Origin of the sequence: Agromyces sp. ISL-38 (assembly GCF_018613935.1) — a bacterium.
In the GTDB taxonomy this organism is placed as follows: Bacteria; Actinomycetota; Actinomycetes; order Actinomycetales; family Microbacteriaceae; genus Agromyces.
Map to the genome: position 1 here is coordinate 81521 of NZ_JAGGPF010000008.1, position 14062 is coordinate 95582.

General features: G+C 68.9%; 16 protein-coding genes. 6 read left to right on the forward strand and 10 right to left on the reverse strand.

Annotation, left to right across the window (positions count from 1 at the left end):
* Nucleotides 1-39 precede the first annotated feature (39 nt).
* Nucleotides 40-1302, forward strand: coding sequence for an AI-2E family transporter (locus J7E25_RS06940; protein ID WP_214869211.1), 1263 nt, complete (start codon nucleotides 40-42; stop codon nucleotides 1300-1302).
* The gene (gene ilvA / locus J7E25_RS06945) at nucleotides 1299-2546 is read left to right on the forward strand and encodes a threonine ammonia-lyase (RefSeq protein ID WP_214869212.1); all 1248 of its coding nucleotides are present in this window, start codon (nucleotides 1299-1301) and stop codon (nucleotides 2544-2546) included. The genes J7E25_RS06940 and ilvA overlap by 4 nt, the downstream gene beginning before the upstream one ends.
* Nucleotides 2547-2644: 98 nt before the next feature.
* Here ilvA and greA read toward each other — a convergent pair whose 3' ends face one another.
* Nucleotides 2645-3136, reverse strand: coding sequence for a transcription elongation factor GreA (greA, locus tag J7E25_RS06950; RefSeq protein WP_214869213.1), 492 nt, complete (start codon nucleotides 3134-3136; stop codon nucleotides 2645-2647).
* Nucleotides 3137-3193: 57 nt separating this feature from the next.
* Nucleotides 3194-3601, reverse strand: a complete 408-nt coding sequence (locus J7E25_RS06955; protein ID WP_214869214.1) for a DUF4307 domain-containing protein — start codon at nucleotides 3599-3601, stop codon at nucleotides 3194-3196.
* A gap of 113 nt (nucleotides 3602-3714) precedes the next feature.
* On the opposite strand from J7E25_RS06955, the gene J7E25_RS06960 reads away from it, so the two are divergent.
* Nucleotides 3715-4023, forward strand: coding sequence for a hypothetical protein (locus J7E25_RS06960; protein WP_214869215.1), 309 nt, complete (start codon nucleotides 3715-3717; stop codon nucleotides 4021-4023).
* A 12-nt stretch (nucleotides 4024-4035) separates the two neighbouring features.
* Here J7E25_RS06960 and J7E25_RS06965 read toward each other — a convergent pair whose 3' ends face one another.
* Nucleotides 4036-4836: a hemolysin III family protein gene (locus J7E25_RS06965; protein WP_214869216.1), complete on the reverse strand. Its 801-nt coding sequence runs from the start codon at nucleotides 4834-4836 to the stop codon at nucleotides 4036-4038.
* 73 nt (nucleotides 4837-4909) lie between these two features.
* Between J7E25_RS06965 and J7E25_RS06970 the strand changes: the two genes are divergently transcribed.
* From J7E25_RS06970 to J7E25_RS06980, 3 genes are all read left to right on the forward strand, one after another.
* Nucleotides 4910-5695, forward strand: a complete 786-nt coding sequence (locus tag J7E25_RS06970) for an isoprenyl transferase (protein ID WP_308164408.1) — start codon at nucleotides 4910-4912, stop codon at nucleotides 5693-5695.
* A gap of 49 nt (nucleotides 5696-5744) precedes the next feature.
* Nucleotides 5745-6863: an aminotransferase class V-fold PLP-dependent enzyme gene (locus J7E25_RS06975; RefSeq protein ID WP_214869218.1), complete on the forward strand. Its 1119-nt coding sequence runs from the start codon at nucleotides 5745-5747 to the stop codon at nucleotides 6861-6863.
* Between the two features lie 239 nt (nucleotides 6864-7102).
* Nucleotides 7103-8485, forward strand: coding sequence for a PhoH family protein (locus J7E25_RS06980; protein ID WP_308164409.1), 1383 nt, complete (start codon nucleotides 7103-7105; stop codon nucleotides 8483-8485).
* A 48-nt stretch (nucleotides 8486-8533) separates the two neighbouring features.
* On the opposite strand, the gene J7E25_RS06985 is transcribed toward J7E25_RS06980, so the two are convergent.
* The 7 genes from J7E25_RS06985 to xseA all read right to left on the reverse strand — a co-directional run bounded on the left by J7E25_RS06985 (nucleotide 8534) and on the right by xseA (nucleotide 14039).
* Nucleotides 8534-9049: an SRPBCC domain-containing protein gene (locus J7E25_RS06985; RefSeq protein WP_214869220.1), complete on the reverse strand. Its 516-nt coding sequence runs from the start codon at nucleotides 9047-9049 to the stop codon at nucleotides 8534-8536.
* Complete coding sequence (locus J7E25_RS06990; protein ID WP_308164410.1) at nucleotides 9046-9387, reverse strand: metalloregulator ArsR/SmtB family transcription factor; 342 nt, start codon at nucleotides 9385-9387, stop codon at nucleotides 9046-9048. The genes J7E25_RS06985 and J7E25_RS06990 overlap by 4 nt, the downstream gene beginning before the upstream one ends.
* A 244-nt stretch (nucleotides 9388-9631) precedes the next feature.
* Nucleotides 9632-11044 carry an aspartate ammonia-lyase gene (locus J7E25_RS06995; RefSeq protein ID WP_214869224.1) on the reverse strand — a complete coding sequence of 471 codons (1413 nt, stop codon included), beginning with the start codon at nucleotides 11042-11044 and terminating at the stop codon, nucleotides 9632-9634.
* Nucleotides 11045-11103: 59 nt separating this feature from the next.
* Nucleotides 11104-11760 carry a carbonic anhydrase gene (locus J7E25_RS07000; RefSeq protein ID WP_214869226.1) on the reverse strand — a complete coding sequence of 219 codons (657 nt, stop codon included), beginning with the start codon at nucleotides 11758-11760 and terminating at the stop codon, nucleotides 11104-11106.
* Nucleotides 11761-11822: 62 nt separating this feature from the next.
* The gene (locus J7E25_RS07005; RefSeq protein WP_214869228.1) at nucleotides 11823-12464 is read right to left on the reverse strand and encodes a DUF4245 domain-containing protein; all 642 of its coding nucleotides are present in this window, start codon (nucleotides 12462-12464) and stop codon (nucleotides 11823-11825) included.
* Nucleotides 12464-12715: an exodeoxyribonuclease VII small subunit gene (locus tag J7E25_RS07010; protein ID WP_214869230.1), complete on the reverse strand. Its 252-nt coding sequence runs from the start codon at nucleotides 12713-12715 to the stop codon at nucleotides 12464-12466. Before J7E25_RS07010 ends, J7E25_RS07005 begins: the two co-directional genes overlap by 1 nt.
* Before the next feature lies 1 nt (nucleotide 12716).
* Nucleotides 12717-14039: an exodeoxyribonuclease VII large subunit gene (xseA, locus tag J7E25_RS07015; RefSeq protein ID WP_374196197.1), complete on the reverse strand. Its 1323-nt coding sequence runs from the start codon at nucleotides 14037-14039 to the stop codon at nucleotides 12717-12719.
* Nucleotides 14040-14062: the final 23 nt, after the last annotated feature.

A 14062-nucleotide genomic window follows, 5' to 3' on the forward strand; every position in this document is an offset into this window, starting at 1 on the left:
CATGCACTTCGGTGCATGTGCCGTGCCTAGACTGGAGCAATGACGGAGTCGAAGGGGAGGGCTCGTTCGCGAGCAGGCCTCGGGCGTGAGGGAAAGCCCACTGAGGCGCCCGTCACGGCCGATCAGCACACGGCCGATCCGCACACGGCCGAGCCGCAACCGGTGCACCAGGTCGCCGACGGAATTCCCTACGGCATGCGCCTCGCGGCCGCCTGGTCGTGGCGACTGCTGCTCATCGGCGGAATGCTCGCGGTCCTCGTGTTCCTCATCATCCAGCTGCGGCTCATCATCATCCCGATTCTCGTGGCGGTGCTCATCGGCGCACTGCTCGTGCCCTTCGTCGGCTTCCTGCAGCGGCACCGATGGCCGAAGTGGCTCGCCGTGACCACCGCGATGCTCTCGACGCTCGCCGTCGTCGGCGGCCTGCTCACGCTCGGCATCACCCAGATCGTGCGCGGCTCCGACGAGCTCGCCGCGCAGTCCGTCATCGCATGGAACGAGTTCCGGGTCTGGCTTCTCGAGGGGCCCTTCCACATCACCGAGCAGCAGCTCAACGAATTCGTCGCCCAGGTGGTGAACTCCGTGCAGCAGGATGGCAGCGTACTGCTGACCGGTGCGCTCTCGCTTGGGTCGACCCTCGGCCACTTCCTCGCGGGCATGCTGCTCGCCCTCTTCGCGACCCTGTTCATCCTCATCGACGGACGCGGCATCTGGAACTGGGTCGTCGGCGTCTTCCCGCGACGTGCCCGCGCCGCGATCGACGGAGCGGGCCAGTCCGGCTGGGCGACGCTCGGCAACTTCGTTCGCGTGCAGATCCTCGTCGCGACGATCGACGCGATCGGCATCGGCCTCGGCGCCTACTTCCTCGGCCTTCCGCTCGCGGTGCCGATCGGGATCCTCGTCTTCCTCGGCTCGTTCATCCCCATCGTCGGTGCGGTTGTCACGGGCGCGCTCGCCGTCTTCGTCGCGCTCGTCTACAACGGCCCGGTGATCGCGCTCGTGATGCTCGGCATCGTGCTGCTCGTGCAGCAGGTCGAGGGCCACGTGCTGCAGCCGCTCATCATGGGCACCGCCGTGAAGGTGCATCCGCTCGGTGTCGTGCTCGCGGTCGCGGCCGGTTCGCTGCTCGCGGGGATTCCGGGGGCGCTCTTCGCCGTGCCGGTGGCCGCGGTGCTCAACGTGATGATCCTCTACATCGCCGGCGGTTCCTGGAAAGACCAGTCGGGGCCACCGGCGACCGCCGCCCGCTCGCCGCTCTGGCGGACCGTGCCCCAACGACCCGGATACGCGCGAGGAGAATGAACGAGTTGACCACGACCATTCCGGGGCCGAGCCTCGCCGAGTTCGAGCAAGCGCGCGAGGTCGTGGGGCGCGTCGCCCGCCGGACCCCGATGGAGTCCTCGCGATTCCTCGGCGACCGGCTCGGCGTGCCCGTGTACCTCAAGTGCGAGAACCTCCAGCGAACGGGCTCCTACAAGCTCCGCGGCGCCTACCATCGCATCTCGGCGCTCACCCAGGCCGAGCGCGAGCGAGGCGTCGTGGCGGCCTCAGCCGGCAACCACGCCCAGGGCGTGGCGTTCGCGGCGCGCGAGCTCGGCATCCGCGCGACGATCTTCATGCCCGTGGGCGTGGCCCTGCCGAAGCTCGACGCGACCCGCCACTACGGCGCCGACGTCGTGTTGCGCGGCGATTCGGTGGGCGAGACGCTCGAGGCGGCCGCCGCCTATGCGGCCGAGACGGGCGCGGTGCTCATCCCGCCGTTCGACCATCCCGATGTCATCGCCGGACAGGGCACGCTCGGGCTCGAGATCCTCGAGCAGGCGCCCGATGCCACGACGATCGTCGTGCCGGTCGGCGGCGGCGGGCTCGCCGCAGGCATCGCGAGTGCGGTGAAGCAACAAGCCGCGCGCGATGGCCGCACCATCCGCGTCATCGGCGTGCAGGCCGAGAACGCCGCACCCTACGTCGCCTCGCTCGCGGCGGGTTCGCCGCAGCAGGTTCCCGTCGTGCCCACGATCGCCGACGGCATCGCAGTGTACCGCCCCGGCGAACTGAACTTCGAGATCATCCGTGAAGCCGTCGACGAGATCGTCACCGTCTCCGAAGACGACATCGCCCGCGCGCTCCTCGTGCTCCTCGAACGCGCGAAGCTCGTCGTCGAACCGGCCGGCGCGGTCTCGGTCGCGGCGATCATGACGGGCGCGGTGCACTCCGACGGTCCCGTCGTCGCGCTTCTCTCCGGCGGCAACATCGACCCGCTGCTCATGCAGCGCGTCATCGCCCACGGACTGTCGGCCTCCGATCGCTACCTCTCGCTGCGCGTCGGCCTTCCCGACCGACCCGGCCAGCTCGCGCGGGTCGCCGAGCTGCTCGCCGAGGCGAACGCCAACGTGATCGAGGTGTTGCACACCCGTCACGGGTCGGGACTGCAGATCTCCGAGGTCGAACTGAAGCTCTCGGTCGAGACCCGAGGGCCGGTGCACCGCGAGGTCGTCGTCGAGACCCTCCGGCGTGCCGGATACGACCCGAAGGTCGACGTCGACTGAGGCCGCTCGATGACGACCGGGCCGCTCACTGTCGACGGACGCGCCGAACGACGACGGCCCCTCCGCGAAGCGAAGGGGCCGTCGGGTGAGCGCAGTGGTTACTGACCGCCCCAGGTCTCGACGCCCGTGACCTCGACGGGGATCTCACGGCCGTTCGGTGCGATGTAGCTCGTCTGCTCGCCGACCTTCAAGCCGAGGATCGCGGCGCCCAGCGGGCTCTGCTCGCTGTAGACGTCGAGTTCGGAGTCGCCGGCGATCTCACGGCTGCCGATGAGGAAGGTCGACTCGTCGCCGGCGATGACCGCGGTGATCACGGTGCCGGGCTGGACGACGCCGTTCGACGTCGGCGCTTCGCCGACCTGCGCCGAGCGCAGGAGCTCCTTCAACTGGCGAATGCGAGCCTCTTGCTTGCCCTGTTCGTCTTTCGCGGCGTGGTAGCCGCCGTTCTCCTTGAGGTCGCCCTCTTCACGGGCGGATTCGATGCGCTTCGCGATCTCCTCGCGCCCATTGGTGGAGAGCTGCTCGAGCTCGGCCGCAAGCCGGTCGTATGCCTCCTGGGTAAGCCAGGTGACGATGGCTTCGTGCGCCATGGTGCACTCCCGAAATAGACGTGACGCCCCGACGACTGTCAGGGCGAATGACCCATGTTAGGTGAGCCAACACCGGTAAATCAAACCCGTGTTCGCTTCCTGTGCCGTGCGAACCTGCTCGGTGAAGGTGCGCAGGTACCGATCCGACGCGGGCAGTTCGACGACTTTCCAGCCGACGACGGTGAAATCGTCGTTGAGCGCCTGCACGATGCAGGCGGTCTCATTGCCGGGTGGCACCGACAAGGTCCAGCTCACCTCGACCGCGCGCTGCTCGGTGAGGAGGCGATGGCCGGTGTCAGTCGCCTCGACAGTCGGCCGCTGGCCGTCGAGCCCAGCCCACACGATCCACGCGCCGAGCACGATCGCGAAGACGATCGCCGCGCCGATGAGGAGCAGGCGATCACGAGTGCGCTTGCCGGGTGTGCGCCCGTAGCGCGCAGCGAGCACCTCAGTCTGCCCGGCCACGGCTCGGCCCCTTCCCGCCTCGATCGTCTAGGCTTGAATCCAGCCTAACCCGCCCCCGGTGAAGGGAATCCGATGCTCGTCGTGCCCGCTTGTTCCATCGCCGGAGCACGCTCGTGATCACACGCCTCGCCGGGGCGATCCTGATCGCCGCAGACGAGGAGTTCGACCCCGACACCGTGACCCCCGGCATCTGGGGATTCGTCGTGACGTTCGGCCTGATGGTCGTCGTGGTGCTCCTGATCCTCGATATGGTGCGACGCATCCGGCGCACGAATTATCGCGCAGAGGTGCGCGAGCGACTCGAGATCGAGCGCCTCGAGGCCGAGATGCTCGGTGATGAAGGCAGTGCGCCTGATGCCTCGAGCCCGTCGCCGAACGCCGACGACGAAGAGAACGACACCGGCGCGACATCCGCTCGCTGAACGCAGCCCGGCTCAGCCAGTGTGGTACGCGGGGTCGATTGCGATGAGCAGTGTCGCGGTCCAGTGGCACATGAACGCGAGCACCGTGCACGCGTGGAAGATCTCGTGGAAGCCGAAGACTCCCGGCCAGGGGTTCGGCTTCTTCAGCGCGTACACGATCGCGCCCGCGGTGTAGAGCAGTCCGCCGACGATGACGAGCACCATCATGAGCGCGTTCACAGCGAGGAGGTCGCCGAGGTACATCACCGCGGCCCAGCCGAGCAGCAGGTACAGCAGCACGTAGAGCCAGCGCGGTGCCGAGATCCAGAACACCCGGAAGCCGATGCCGACGAGCGCCCCGCCCCACACCACGCCGAGCAGCAGCCAGCCCTGGCTGGGGGGCAGCGCGAGGATCGCGAGCGGTGTGTAGGTGCCGGCGATGAGCAGGAAGATGTTGGCGTGGTCGATGCGCTTGAGGAGCAGCTTCGTCTTCGGGTTCCAGTCGAAGCGGTGGTACAGCGCCGAGTTGCCGAAGAGCAGCATCGAGGTGAGCACGAACACCAGGGACGCCAGTTTCGCCGGCGCGCCCTGTGCGAGCACGAGGAGCACGATGCCTGCGACGATCGTGATCGGGAACGTCACGGCGTGGATCCAGCCACGCCAGGTGGGCTTCACGTCGGCGCGCGAGATGCCGTCGTCGAGCACCGGGATGTTCGGCAGGTCGGAGCCGTGCTGATCGCGGGTGACCGCGGCATCTGCCGGGTCGTCCGCCGCAGCCGGGCGGGAGAGCTGCTCCGCGAGATGGTCTGGCTCGCGGCGGCGCTTCGAGGTCATGCAGCCAGCGTAGAGCTTCGACGATCACGGCTCACTGTGAGTGCCGGATGCCGCGGAGCGGTAGCGTAGGTCCGTGCACACGAGCGATCACTCCATCGGTCGCGGCCTGCTCTACCGCGTCTACCAGAACCGGTTGCGGCGGGGACTCGATCCGGCATCCGTTCCGCGTCACATCGCGATGATCATCGACGGCAACCGGCGCTGGGCCAAGCAGCTCGGCTACGACTCGGCCGCCCACGGCCACCGCGCGGGCGCCGCGAAGATGCGCGAGTTCCTCGAATGGTGCGACGACCTCGGCATCACGACCGTCACGCTCTACCTGCTCTCGAGCGACAATCTCGGCAACCGGCCCTCGAGTGAGCTCGCCGATCTCATCGAGATCATCGCCGAGCTCGCCGAGGAGCTCTCGCACTATCGCGACTGGCGCGTGCAGCATGTCGGGTCGGATGCCGGGCTGCCCGAGCCCCTCGTCGCCGCGCTCGACGCCGCCGAGCATCGCACCGCCGACAAGCGCGGCCTGCACGTGAACCTCGCGGTCGGCTACGGAGGCCGCAAGGAGATCACCGACGCGATGCGCTCGATCGTCGCGGCCCACCACGCCGAGGGACGCAGCCTCGAAGACCTCGCCGAACGGCTGACGCCCGACCTCATCGGCGAGCACCTCTATACGGGCGGTCAGCCCGATCCCGATCTCGTGATCCGCACCTCGGGGGAGCAGCGCCTCAGTGATTTCATGCTCTGGCAGGCGGCGCACAGCGAGTTCTACTTCGTCGAGGCGCTCGGGCCCGACCTGCGAAAGGTCGACTTCCTGAGGGCACTTCGCGACTACGTGAAGCGGCATCGCAGATTCGGCGGGTGATCGGGCTGTTCGTTCTGTCACAATATGCCTCGGAGAAGGGGGCACACACGTGACCATCGATGAGTTCAACGCCGGATTCACCGACGAGCCCGGATACCTCGACTACGCTCGTGTCGGCCCGCTCTCGACGTCGGCCGCCGAGGAGGCGCTCGCCTTCACGCAAGTGCTGCAGCGGGCGCGGCACGGCAGCCTCGACGCCTTCGCCGAGCAGGATGCGCGGCTTCGTGCAGCGGCATCCGTGGTGACGGGGTTCCCGGCCGACGCGATCGTCTTCCAGCCCAACACGACGCAAGGCATCATGCACGCGATGTTCGGCCTCACCGGCAGTGTGCTGTTGTCGGCCGAGGAGTTCCCGAGCCTGCCCATCGCTGCAGTGCGCGCCATGGAAGCGCTGCACACCGTGCAGCCCGTCTGGCTCGAGACCGATCACGGCAAGGTCACGCCGGGACAGATCCGCGCCCAGCTCGAGTCGAACGTCGCCGCCGTCGCGGTGAGCCTCGTCGACGCGCGCACCGGATACCTCTGCGACATCGATGGGATCCGACAGGTGATCGGCGATCGACTGCTGATCGTCGATGCCATCCAGGGCTTCGGTGTGGTCGACGCACCGTGGGAGGCCGCCGATGTCGTGCTGAGCGGCGGGCAGAAGTGGTGCCGGGCGGGCTGGGGCACCGGGATCATGGCGCTGTCGCCGCGCGCGCTCGAGCGGCTCACGCCCGTGTTCTCGGGGTTCTCGGGCACTGAGGAAGCCGAGCCGTGGGGCGAGGTGCCGCCGCCGGCGCCCGACGCCCGCGCGTTCCGCATCTCGAACCCCGATCCGGTCGGCGAGGCGCGCCTTGCCGCGGCGCTCGAGGAGATCGCCCGTGTCGGGGTGCCGGTGATCAATGCCGCCGTCGCCGAACGCGCGAGCCGCGTCATCGACCTGGCCGACGAGTTCGCCATCGCGGTCGTCTCGTCGCGCGACGAACAGGAGCGCGCCGGCCTCGTCGTGCTCGAGCCGCCCACCGAGCAGGTGACGATGCTCACCGCTTCGCTGCACAACCACGGCGTCACCGCCACGACGAGGCAGGGACGGGTGCGGCTGAGCGTGCACTCGGCCACGTCGGGTGAGACGCTCGAGATGCTGCGTGCTGCGTTCGTGTCGTACAGTTCCGCGGCGACGTACTAAGCGCGTGACGCGGCGGCAGCGGCGGCGCTCGGCGTGCGGCTCGCGACATCCGCGTCCGCATGTGAACGCCGCGTGACACCCGCATGACATTCTGCGTGTCGATGGCGCGGATTCGGTGACGCCGAAGTACGGTCAGAGGCATCAGGCAAGGTGTCTGATCGAGTCGGCTCGTGAACCGCTCGTAGGAGGATCGCCGGCCGGCGCGAGAGCCGAGCGGAACGCTCGGGGCAGGAGCGGTCGTGGCTTCAATCGAAACCTCCAAGTCCGTCGGTCGAACCGCGGGTGGCGCCAAGGCGCAATCCGGCGAGGCGACGCCTGCGCACACTGCGCAATCGGAGCGGACGTACGTGCTCGACACTTCGGTGCTCCTCTCGGACCCGAAGGCGTTGTTCCGATTCGCCGAGCATGCCGTGGTGCTGCCCGTCGTGGTGATCACGGAACTCGAGTCGAAGCGCAACCACCCCGAGATCGGGTACTTCGCGCGGCAGGCGCTGCGGATACTCGACGAACTGCGAATCGAACACGAGCGCCTCGACTTCCCGATCCCCGTCGGGGAGGGCGGATCGCTGCGGGTGGAACTCAACCACTCGAACCCGTCGGTGCTGCCGAGCGGGCTCCAGCTGGGCGACAACGACTCGCGGATCCTCGCATGCGCGATGAACCTCGCGAACGACGGCGTCGCCGTGACGGTCGTCTCGAAAGACCTGCCGCTGCGCGTGAAGGCGGCGTCGATCGGACTCGACGCGCAGGAGTACCGCGCCGAGCTCGCGATCGACTCGGGCTGGAGCGGCATGGCCGAGCTCTCGCTCGGATCGAACGACATGGCAAAGCTCTACGAGCACGAAATGATGACGACCGCGGCCGTCGCTGACCTGCCCGTGAACACGGGCGTCGTGATCCACTCGGAGCGGGGGTCTGCACTCGGGCGCGTCGTCGGCGAGCACGAGGTGAAGCTCGTGCGCGGCGATCGCGACGTGTTCGGCGTGCACGGCCGTTCGGCCGAACAGCGGCTCGCGATCGACCTGCTGCTCGACCCCGAGATCGGCATCCTCTCGCTCGGCGGGCGCGCCGGCACCGGCAAGTCGGCGCTCGCCCTGTGCGCGGGCCTCGAGATGGTGCTCGAGCGCCAGCAGCACAAGAAGATCATGGTCTTCCGGCCGCTCTACGCGGTGGGCGGCCAGGAGCTCGGCTACCTGCCCGGCGACCAGGGCGAGAAGATGAACCCCTGGGGGCAAGCGGTGTTCGACACCCTCGGCTCCGTGGTCTCCGACAACGTGCTCGAGGAGGTCATCGATCGCGGCATCCTCGAGGTGCTGCCGCTCACCCACATCCGCGGCCGCTCGCTGCACGACGCGTTCGTGATCGTCGACGAGGCGCAATCGCTCGAACGCAACGTGCTGCTCACCGTGCTCTCCCGCATCGGACAGAACTCGCGGGTCGTGCTCACCCACGACGTCGCCCAGCGCGACAACCTGCGGGTGGGTCGCCACGACGGCGTCGCGAGCGTGATCGAGACGCTGAAGGGGCATCCGCTCTTCGCCCACATCACGCTCACCCGCTCGGAGCGATCGGCGATCGCGGCGCTCGTCTCGGAGATGCTCGACGGCGCCGAGCTCAACTAGCGCGAGCGCCGAGCGCTCGGGCGGCCGCTCAGGCGAACGCCCGAGCGCTCACCTGCGTGCGAGGTGCGGGGCGAGGCGGTCGATCGTCGCATTCATGCCCGGCTCGACCCCCAGCGCGAACCATTCACGCACGCGGGCGTCGGGCACGGTATCGGCGAACCCGAAGTGCAGCCTCATGCGGGTCGTGTCACCGATCGCATCGAGTTCGACGGTCACGATCGGCACACGGTCGAGACCGTCGGGGTCCTCGGGATCGATCGCGGGCCAGCCGCCGACTGCGCCCCACGAGAAGACGAGGCGCGAAGGCTCGGCGATCTCGCGGTAGACGCCGCCGGTGACGTAGGAGCGGGCCTCGTCGTTCTGCTCGACGAGGAACACGCGCCAGGCGCCGCCGATCCGGAGGTCGACGGTCGACGGATGCTCCGCCGACGGCGCCACCCCGGCGAACCAGTGCAGCTGTGCCGGGTCGGTCCAGGCGCGGAAGACGAGCTCACGCGGGGCATCGAGGTACCGCACGATGCTGAATCCGCGTCTCGTATCGGTCGAGCGCTCCGTGTCGGTCATGACTCCTCCTTCTCGGCCGAACGGCCCATGATGACGTTCAGATGCGTGTCGAGGGCGTCGAGGCGGCCTTCGAAGAACTTCCGGTACGTCGACATCCACTCCTCGATCTCTTCGAGCGGCTTCGTCTCGAGCCGGCACGGACGCCATTGGGCGTCGCGCCCCTTGGACACGAGCCCGGCTCGCTCGAGCACCTTCAGGTGCCGCGAGACCGCAGGAAGGCTGATGTCGTGGGGAGCTGCGAGTTCGCCGACCGTCGCCTCGCCCGCCGCGAGTCGAGCGAGCATCGCGCGTCGCGTCGGGTCGGCGAGAGCCGCGAAGATGGTGCTCAGCTCGTCCACCTGCAGTTGCATCCTTTGTTAATTAACGAATGAGTTAACTAGAGCAGAGTCGCCGGCAAACCGCAAGGTGTCGTGCGCGCGGTCGGTGCCATGCCGTCGGGGCACGAGCACCGATCCCGGCGCCCCGCGTGAGCGCGCAGCCGACGCGAACGCGTCACTTCCCGACGCGGATGGCGCGCAGAGGCCAGCTGAACGTCGGGAAGTGACGCGTTCGCAGTGGGCGAGCGTTGTGCGTGAGCGCGGGTCAGGCTTGCGGCGGGCGCGTCATCGAGAGCAGGTCGAGGGCCTTGTCGAGTTGCTCTTCGGTGAGTTCGCCGCGCTCCACGTAGCCGAGGTCGATGACGGCCTCGCGCACGGTGATGCCCTGCGCCACCGAGTGCTTCGCGATCTTCGCTGCGGCCTCGTAGCCGATGAGCTTGTTGAGCGGCGTCACGATCGACGGTGACATGCCGGCGAGGGCGCTCGTGCGCTCGATGTTGGCCTCGAGCCCGTCGATCGTCTTGTCGGCGAGCACGCGCACGGAGTTCGAGAGGAGGCGGATCGACTCGAGCAATGCCGTGCCCATGACGGGGATCTGCACGTTGAGTTCGAAGGATCCGGATGCCCCGGCCCACGCGATCGTCGCATCGTTGCCGATGACCCGGGCCGCGACCATGAGCACGGCCTCTGGGATGACCGGGTTGACCTTGCCCGGCATGATGGAGGATCCGGGCTGCAGGTCGGGGATGTTCAGCTCGCCGAGGCCGGTGTTCGGCCCGGAGCCCATCCACCGGATGTCGTTGGCGATCTTCGTGAGGCTCACGGCGATGGTGCGGAGCGCGCCCGACGCGTCGACGAGCCCATCTCGGTTGGCCTGCGCCTCGAAGTGGTCGACCGCTTCGGTGATCGGCAGCTCGGTCTCCTGCTGGAGGAGCTCGATGACGAGCTGCGGGAAGCCGGCTGGGGTGTTGATGCCCGTGCCGACGGCGGTGCCGCCGAGCGGCACCTCGGCGACGCGGGGGAGCGCTGAGCGCACTCGCTCGATGCCGAGGCGAATCTGGCGTGCATAGCCCCCGAACTCCTGGCCGAGGGTGACCGGAGTGGCGTCCATGAGATGCGTGCGGCCGGCCTTCACGACACCCGACCATGCGTCGGCCTTCGCCTCGAGCGACACGGCGAGGTGGTCGAGGGCGGGGATGAGGTCGTCGATGAGCGCTGCGGTGACGGCGATGTGCACCGAGGTCGGGAACACGTCGTTCGAGGACTGCGAGGCATTCACGTGATCGTTCGGATGCACCGGGGCGCCGAGCTTCTCGGTCGCGATCGTCGCGAGCACCTCGTTCATGTTCATGTTCGAGGACGTGCCGGAGCCGGTCTGGTAGACGTCGACCGGGAAGTGCTCGACGGCATCATGGCGACCCTCGATGACCTCGTCGGCCGCCTCTTCGATGGCCCTCGCGATGTCGGCGTCGAGCACGCCGAGACGGGCGTTCGCCTGCGCCGCGGCCTTCTTGATGCGAGCGAGCGCCTGGAGCTGCTGGATCTCGAGGCCCGAGCCCGAGATCGGGAAGTTCTCGACGGCGCGCTGCGTCTGCGCACGGTAGAGCGCCGATGCGGGCACCCGCACCTCGCCCATCGTGTCGTGTTCGATCCGATAGTCGGCGGGGTTGTCCACCACGGTGTGATCCCTTTCGGTTGCGAGCCGGGCCCTCCCGGCGGGAGCCGCGAATGCGGCGGTCAGATGCGTCCGACGACGATGTCGGTCTCGGCGCGCCCTTCGAGCAAGCGGTAGTTCGCGCCGACGATAGCCAGCGTACCGGCTGCGATCGCGTCGCTGATCATCTCGGAGCTCTCGAGCAGCTCGGCGACCGTGTCGCGCAGATGCTCGCGTCCCACGAAGCCGGCGTCGACGTGGTCGCGCTGGATCGGCAGGGCCGGGTCGCCGCCCGCCACTCGCCGCACGGCCGGCACGATCCGCGAGACGATCGAGTTGATGTGCGCGGGCAGCGGCGCTGCATCGGGCGTCTGGGATTCGATCGCGGCGAGCACGGCGCCGCATTCGTCGTGCCCGAGCACGAGGATGAGCGGCACGCCGAGCACGCCCACGGCATACTCGAGCGAGCCGAGCACCGAGTCGGAGATGACCTGGCCAGCGTTGCGCACGACGAAGGCATCGCCGAGCCCCACGTCGAAGATGATCTCGGCCGACAAGCGGGAATCGCTGCAGCCGAAGATCGCGACGAGCGGCCGCTGGCGCGCAGCGAGCGCGGTGCGGTGGTCGACGTCCTGGCGCGGATGCTGCGGCTCGCCGGCGACGAATCGCTCGTTGCCGCGCCGAAGCTCACGCCAGGTGGCTGCCGGAGTCTCAGGTCGGTCGGTCGGATGGTCGCTCACGGGCGGTCCTCTCAGTGCTGCGCGTCGACGTGCGGTAATTGGTCGGGGCGGAAACTCGATGTTCAGTGCTGGGCTTCGATGGTGGTCGCGAGTGCCGCGGCGATCGTCTCGAACTCGTCGGTCGTCGCCGTGCCGATCAGCACGAAGGTGTTGCCGCCCGCCTCGGTCACGAGGCCGTAGCGGGCGTTGCCCACGTCGTCGTTCGAATCGCGGTTGTCGTACACCGTCCACTCGACGCCGTCGATCGTGGTGGTTCCGGTCGCGAGCGTGCGTTCGAGGAGTGCGGAGACCCACGTGGGATTCGCCTCGAGGCCCTGGTACATGCCGACGTACTCGTTGCTCGGCGTGAGGTAGCCGGCGTACCAGGCGGTGACTCCGTCGGCCTCGCTCTTTCGCAGCTCGGCCGCGTTCGCGCGCCAGCCCTCGGGAAGCTCCGGCACCGCGAGCGGGTCGGAGCTGGCGATCTGCGCCTGCTCGGCGACCGTCGCGACGTCGATGTCGCGCTCGATGGGCGTGTCGCTGCGGGGCACGATGAGCACGATGACGAGCATCACGATGAGGCTCGCACCGAGGGCGAGCACGAGGTTCTTGAGGGTCTGGCGCTGGCGGTGGAGGCGGGAGTTCTCAGCCAGGCGGGCCGCGGTCTCTTCGGGCGTCTCGGGCCGGCCGAGTTCGGCGACGACCCGCGGCGGTCGCGCGGCCATCAGCGTTCGCCGGCGTGGTCGGATGCCGCGCGGCCTGCGCTGCCGGCACGCGCCGCGTCGAGTCGCGCCTTCGCTCCGATGAGCCACTCCTCGCAGCGCGCGGCGAGCGCCTCGCCGCGTTCCCACAGCGCGAGCGACTGCTCGAGCGTCGCGGAGCCCTGCTCGAGCTCGCCGACGACGCGCACGAGCTCGTCTCGGGCCTGCTCGTAACTCAGCTCGGCGACATCGGGCATGGAGGACATGGCATCCATTCTATTCGGGGCGACCGGCACGCTTCGCCGTCGAGCCGGGCGAAGAGTCGGTCGTCGAGTCGGCCGCCGGTGCCCGGTGATCGGGCACTTCGCCGCGGGAGACGGCGGCGAGCGCGCCTTCGGCGAGGGTGACGACGAGCGCGGTGCCGTCGGGCGCTGCGGAAGGTGCTCGCACCACGTGCCCGTCGGCGCCCTGCACGATCGCGTAGCCGCGATCGAGCGTGGCCTGCGGCGAGAGGGATCGCAGTCGCGTGCGCAGTTCGGCGGTGCTCGACGTGGCTCGTTCGAGCGTGCGATCGATGAGCTCGGCACCGCGTGCGACCCACCTCGTGAGGTCTTCGGAGCGGCGGTCGACGATCCACGCGGTGTCGGCGAGCGCCGGACGCGAGCGGAGGTGACCGATGCGGTCGATCTCCCGGCCGAGGATCGCCGAGAGTCGCATGCTGAGACGCGCTCGCGCCTGTTCGATGCGCACGAGCTCCTCACTGATGTCGGGCACCACGCGCTTGGCGGCATCCGTCGGCGTCGACGCCCTGAGGTCGGCCACCTCGTCGAGCAGCGGCCGGTCGGCCTCGTGCCCGATGGCCGAGACGATGGGGGTGGATGCCGCGGCCGCTGCACGAACGAGGCGCTCGTCGCTGAAGCCCAGCAGGTTCTGGAAGTCGCCGCCGCCGCGCGCGATGATGATGACGTGCACGTCGGGATCGGCGTCGAGTCGCTTGATCGCGGCGATGACCTCGGGCACCGTGCGGTCGCCCTGCACCGCTGCATGCACTACGCGGAAGTCGACGGCGGGCCAGCGGAGCCGGGCGTTGCGCAGCACGTCGTGCTCGGCGTCACTGTCTTTGCCCGTGATCAGGCCCACGACGCCCGGCAGGAACGGCAGCCGGCGCTTGCGTGCTGCGTCGAACAGCCCTTCGGCGGCGAGTGCGGTGCGCAGCCGCTCGAGTCGTTCGAGCAGGTCGCCGAGGCCCACGTGCTTGAGCTCGAAGACCTGCATCGAGAGCGAGCCGCCCTTGACCCACCAGTTCGGCTTCACGAGGGCGATGACCCGGTCGCCCGCCTTGAACTGCTCGGTGAAGCGGGCCCGCACCGACGACCAGACCTGGAACGACAGGGTCGCGTCGGCGTCGAGGTCTTTGAGCTTGCCGTAGACGTTGCCGGCTGAGACGCCCCATTGCGTGATCTCACCCTCGACCCAGACGGTGCCGAGCCGGTCGATGTACTGCTTGAGCTTGCCCGAGAGCAGAGCGACCGGCCACGGCGCATCACGTGTCGCCGGTGCATCCGTCATCTGGCCTCCCAGCCTTTCCGTACATCTCAGCCGCGTAGGATGGGCACCGTGAC

Coding starts and splice junctions, on each gene's coding strand:
- J7E25_RS06965 (WP_214869216.1), bottom strand. CDS start 4,836: ATGACCTCGAAGCGCCGCCGCGAGCCAGACCATCTCGCGGAGCAGCTC.
- J7E25_RS06985 (WP_214869220.1), bottom strand. CDS start 9,049: ATGACCGACACGGAGCGCTCGACCGATACGAGACGCGGATTCAGCATC.
- ilvA (WP_214869212.1), top strand. CDS start 1,299: ATGAACGAGTTGACCACGACCATTCCGGGGCCGAGCCTCGCCGAGTTC.
- J7E25_RS07010 (WP_214869230.1), bottom strand. CDS start 12,715: ATGGATGCCATGTCCTCCATGCCCGATGTCGCCGAGCTGAGTTACGAG.
- J7E25_RS06940 (WP_214869211.1), top strand. CDS start 40: ATGACGGAGTCGAAGGGGAGGGCTCGTTCGCGAGCAGGCCTCGGGCGT.
- J7E25_RS07005 (WP_214869228.1), bottom strand. CDS start 12,464: ATGGCCGCGCGACCGCCGCGGGTCGTCGCCGAACTCGGCCGGCCCGAG.
- greA (WP_214869213.1), bottom strand. CDS start 3,136: ATGGCGCACGAAGCCATCGTCACCTGGCTTACCCAGGAGGCATACGAC.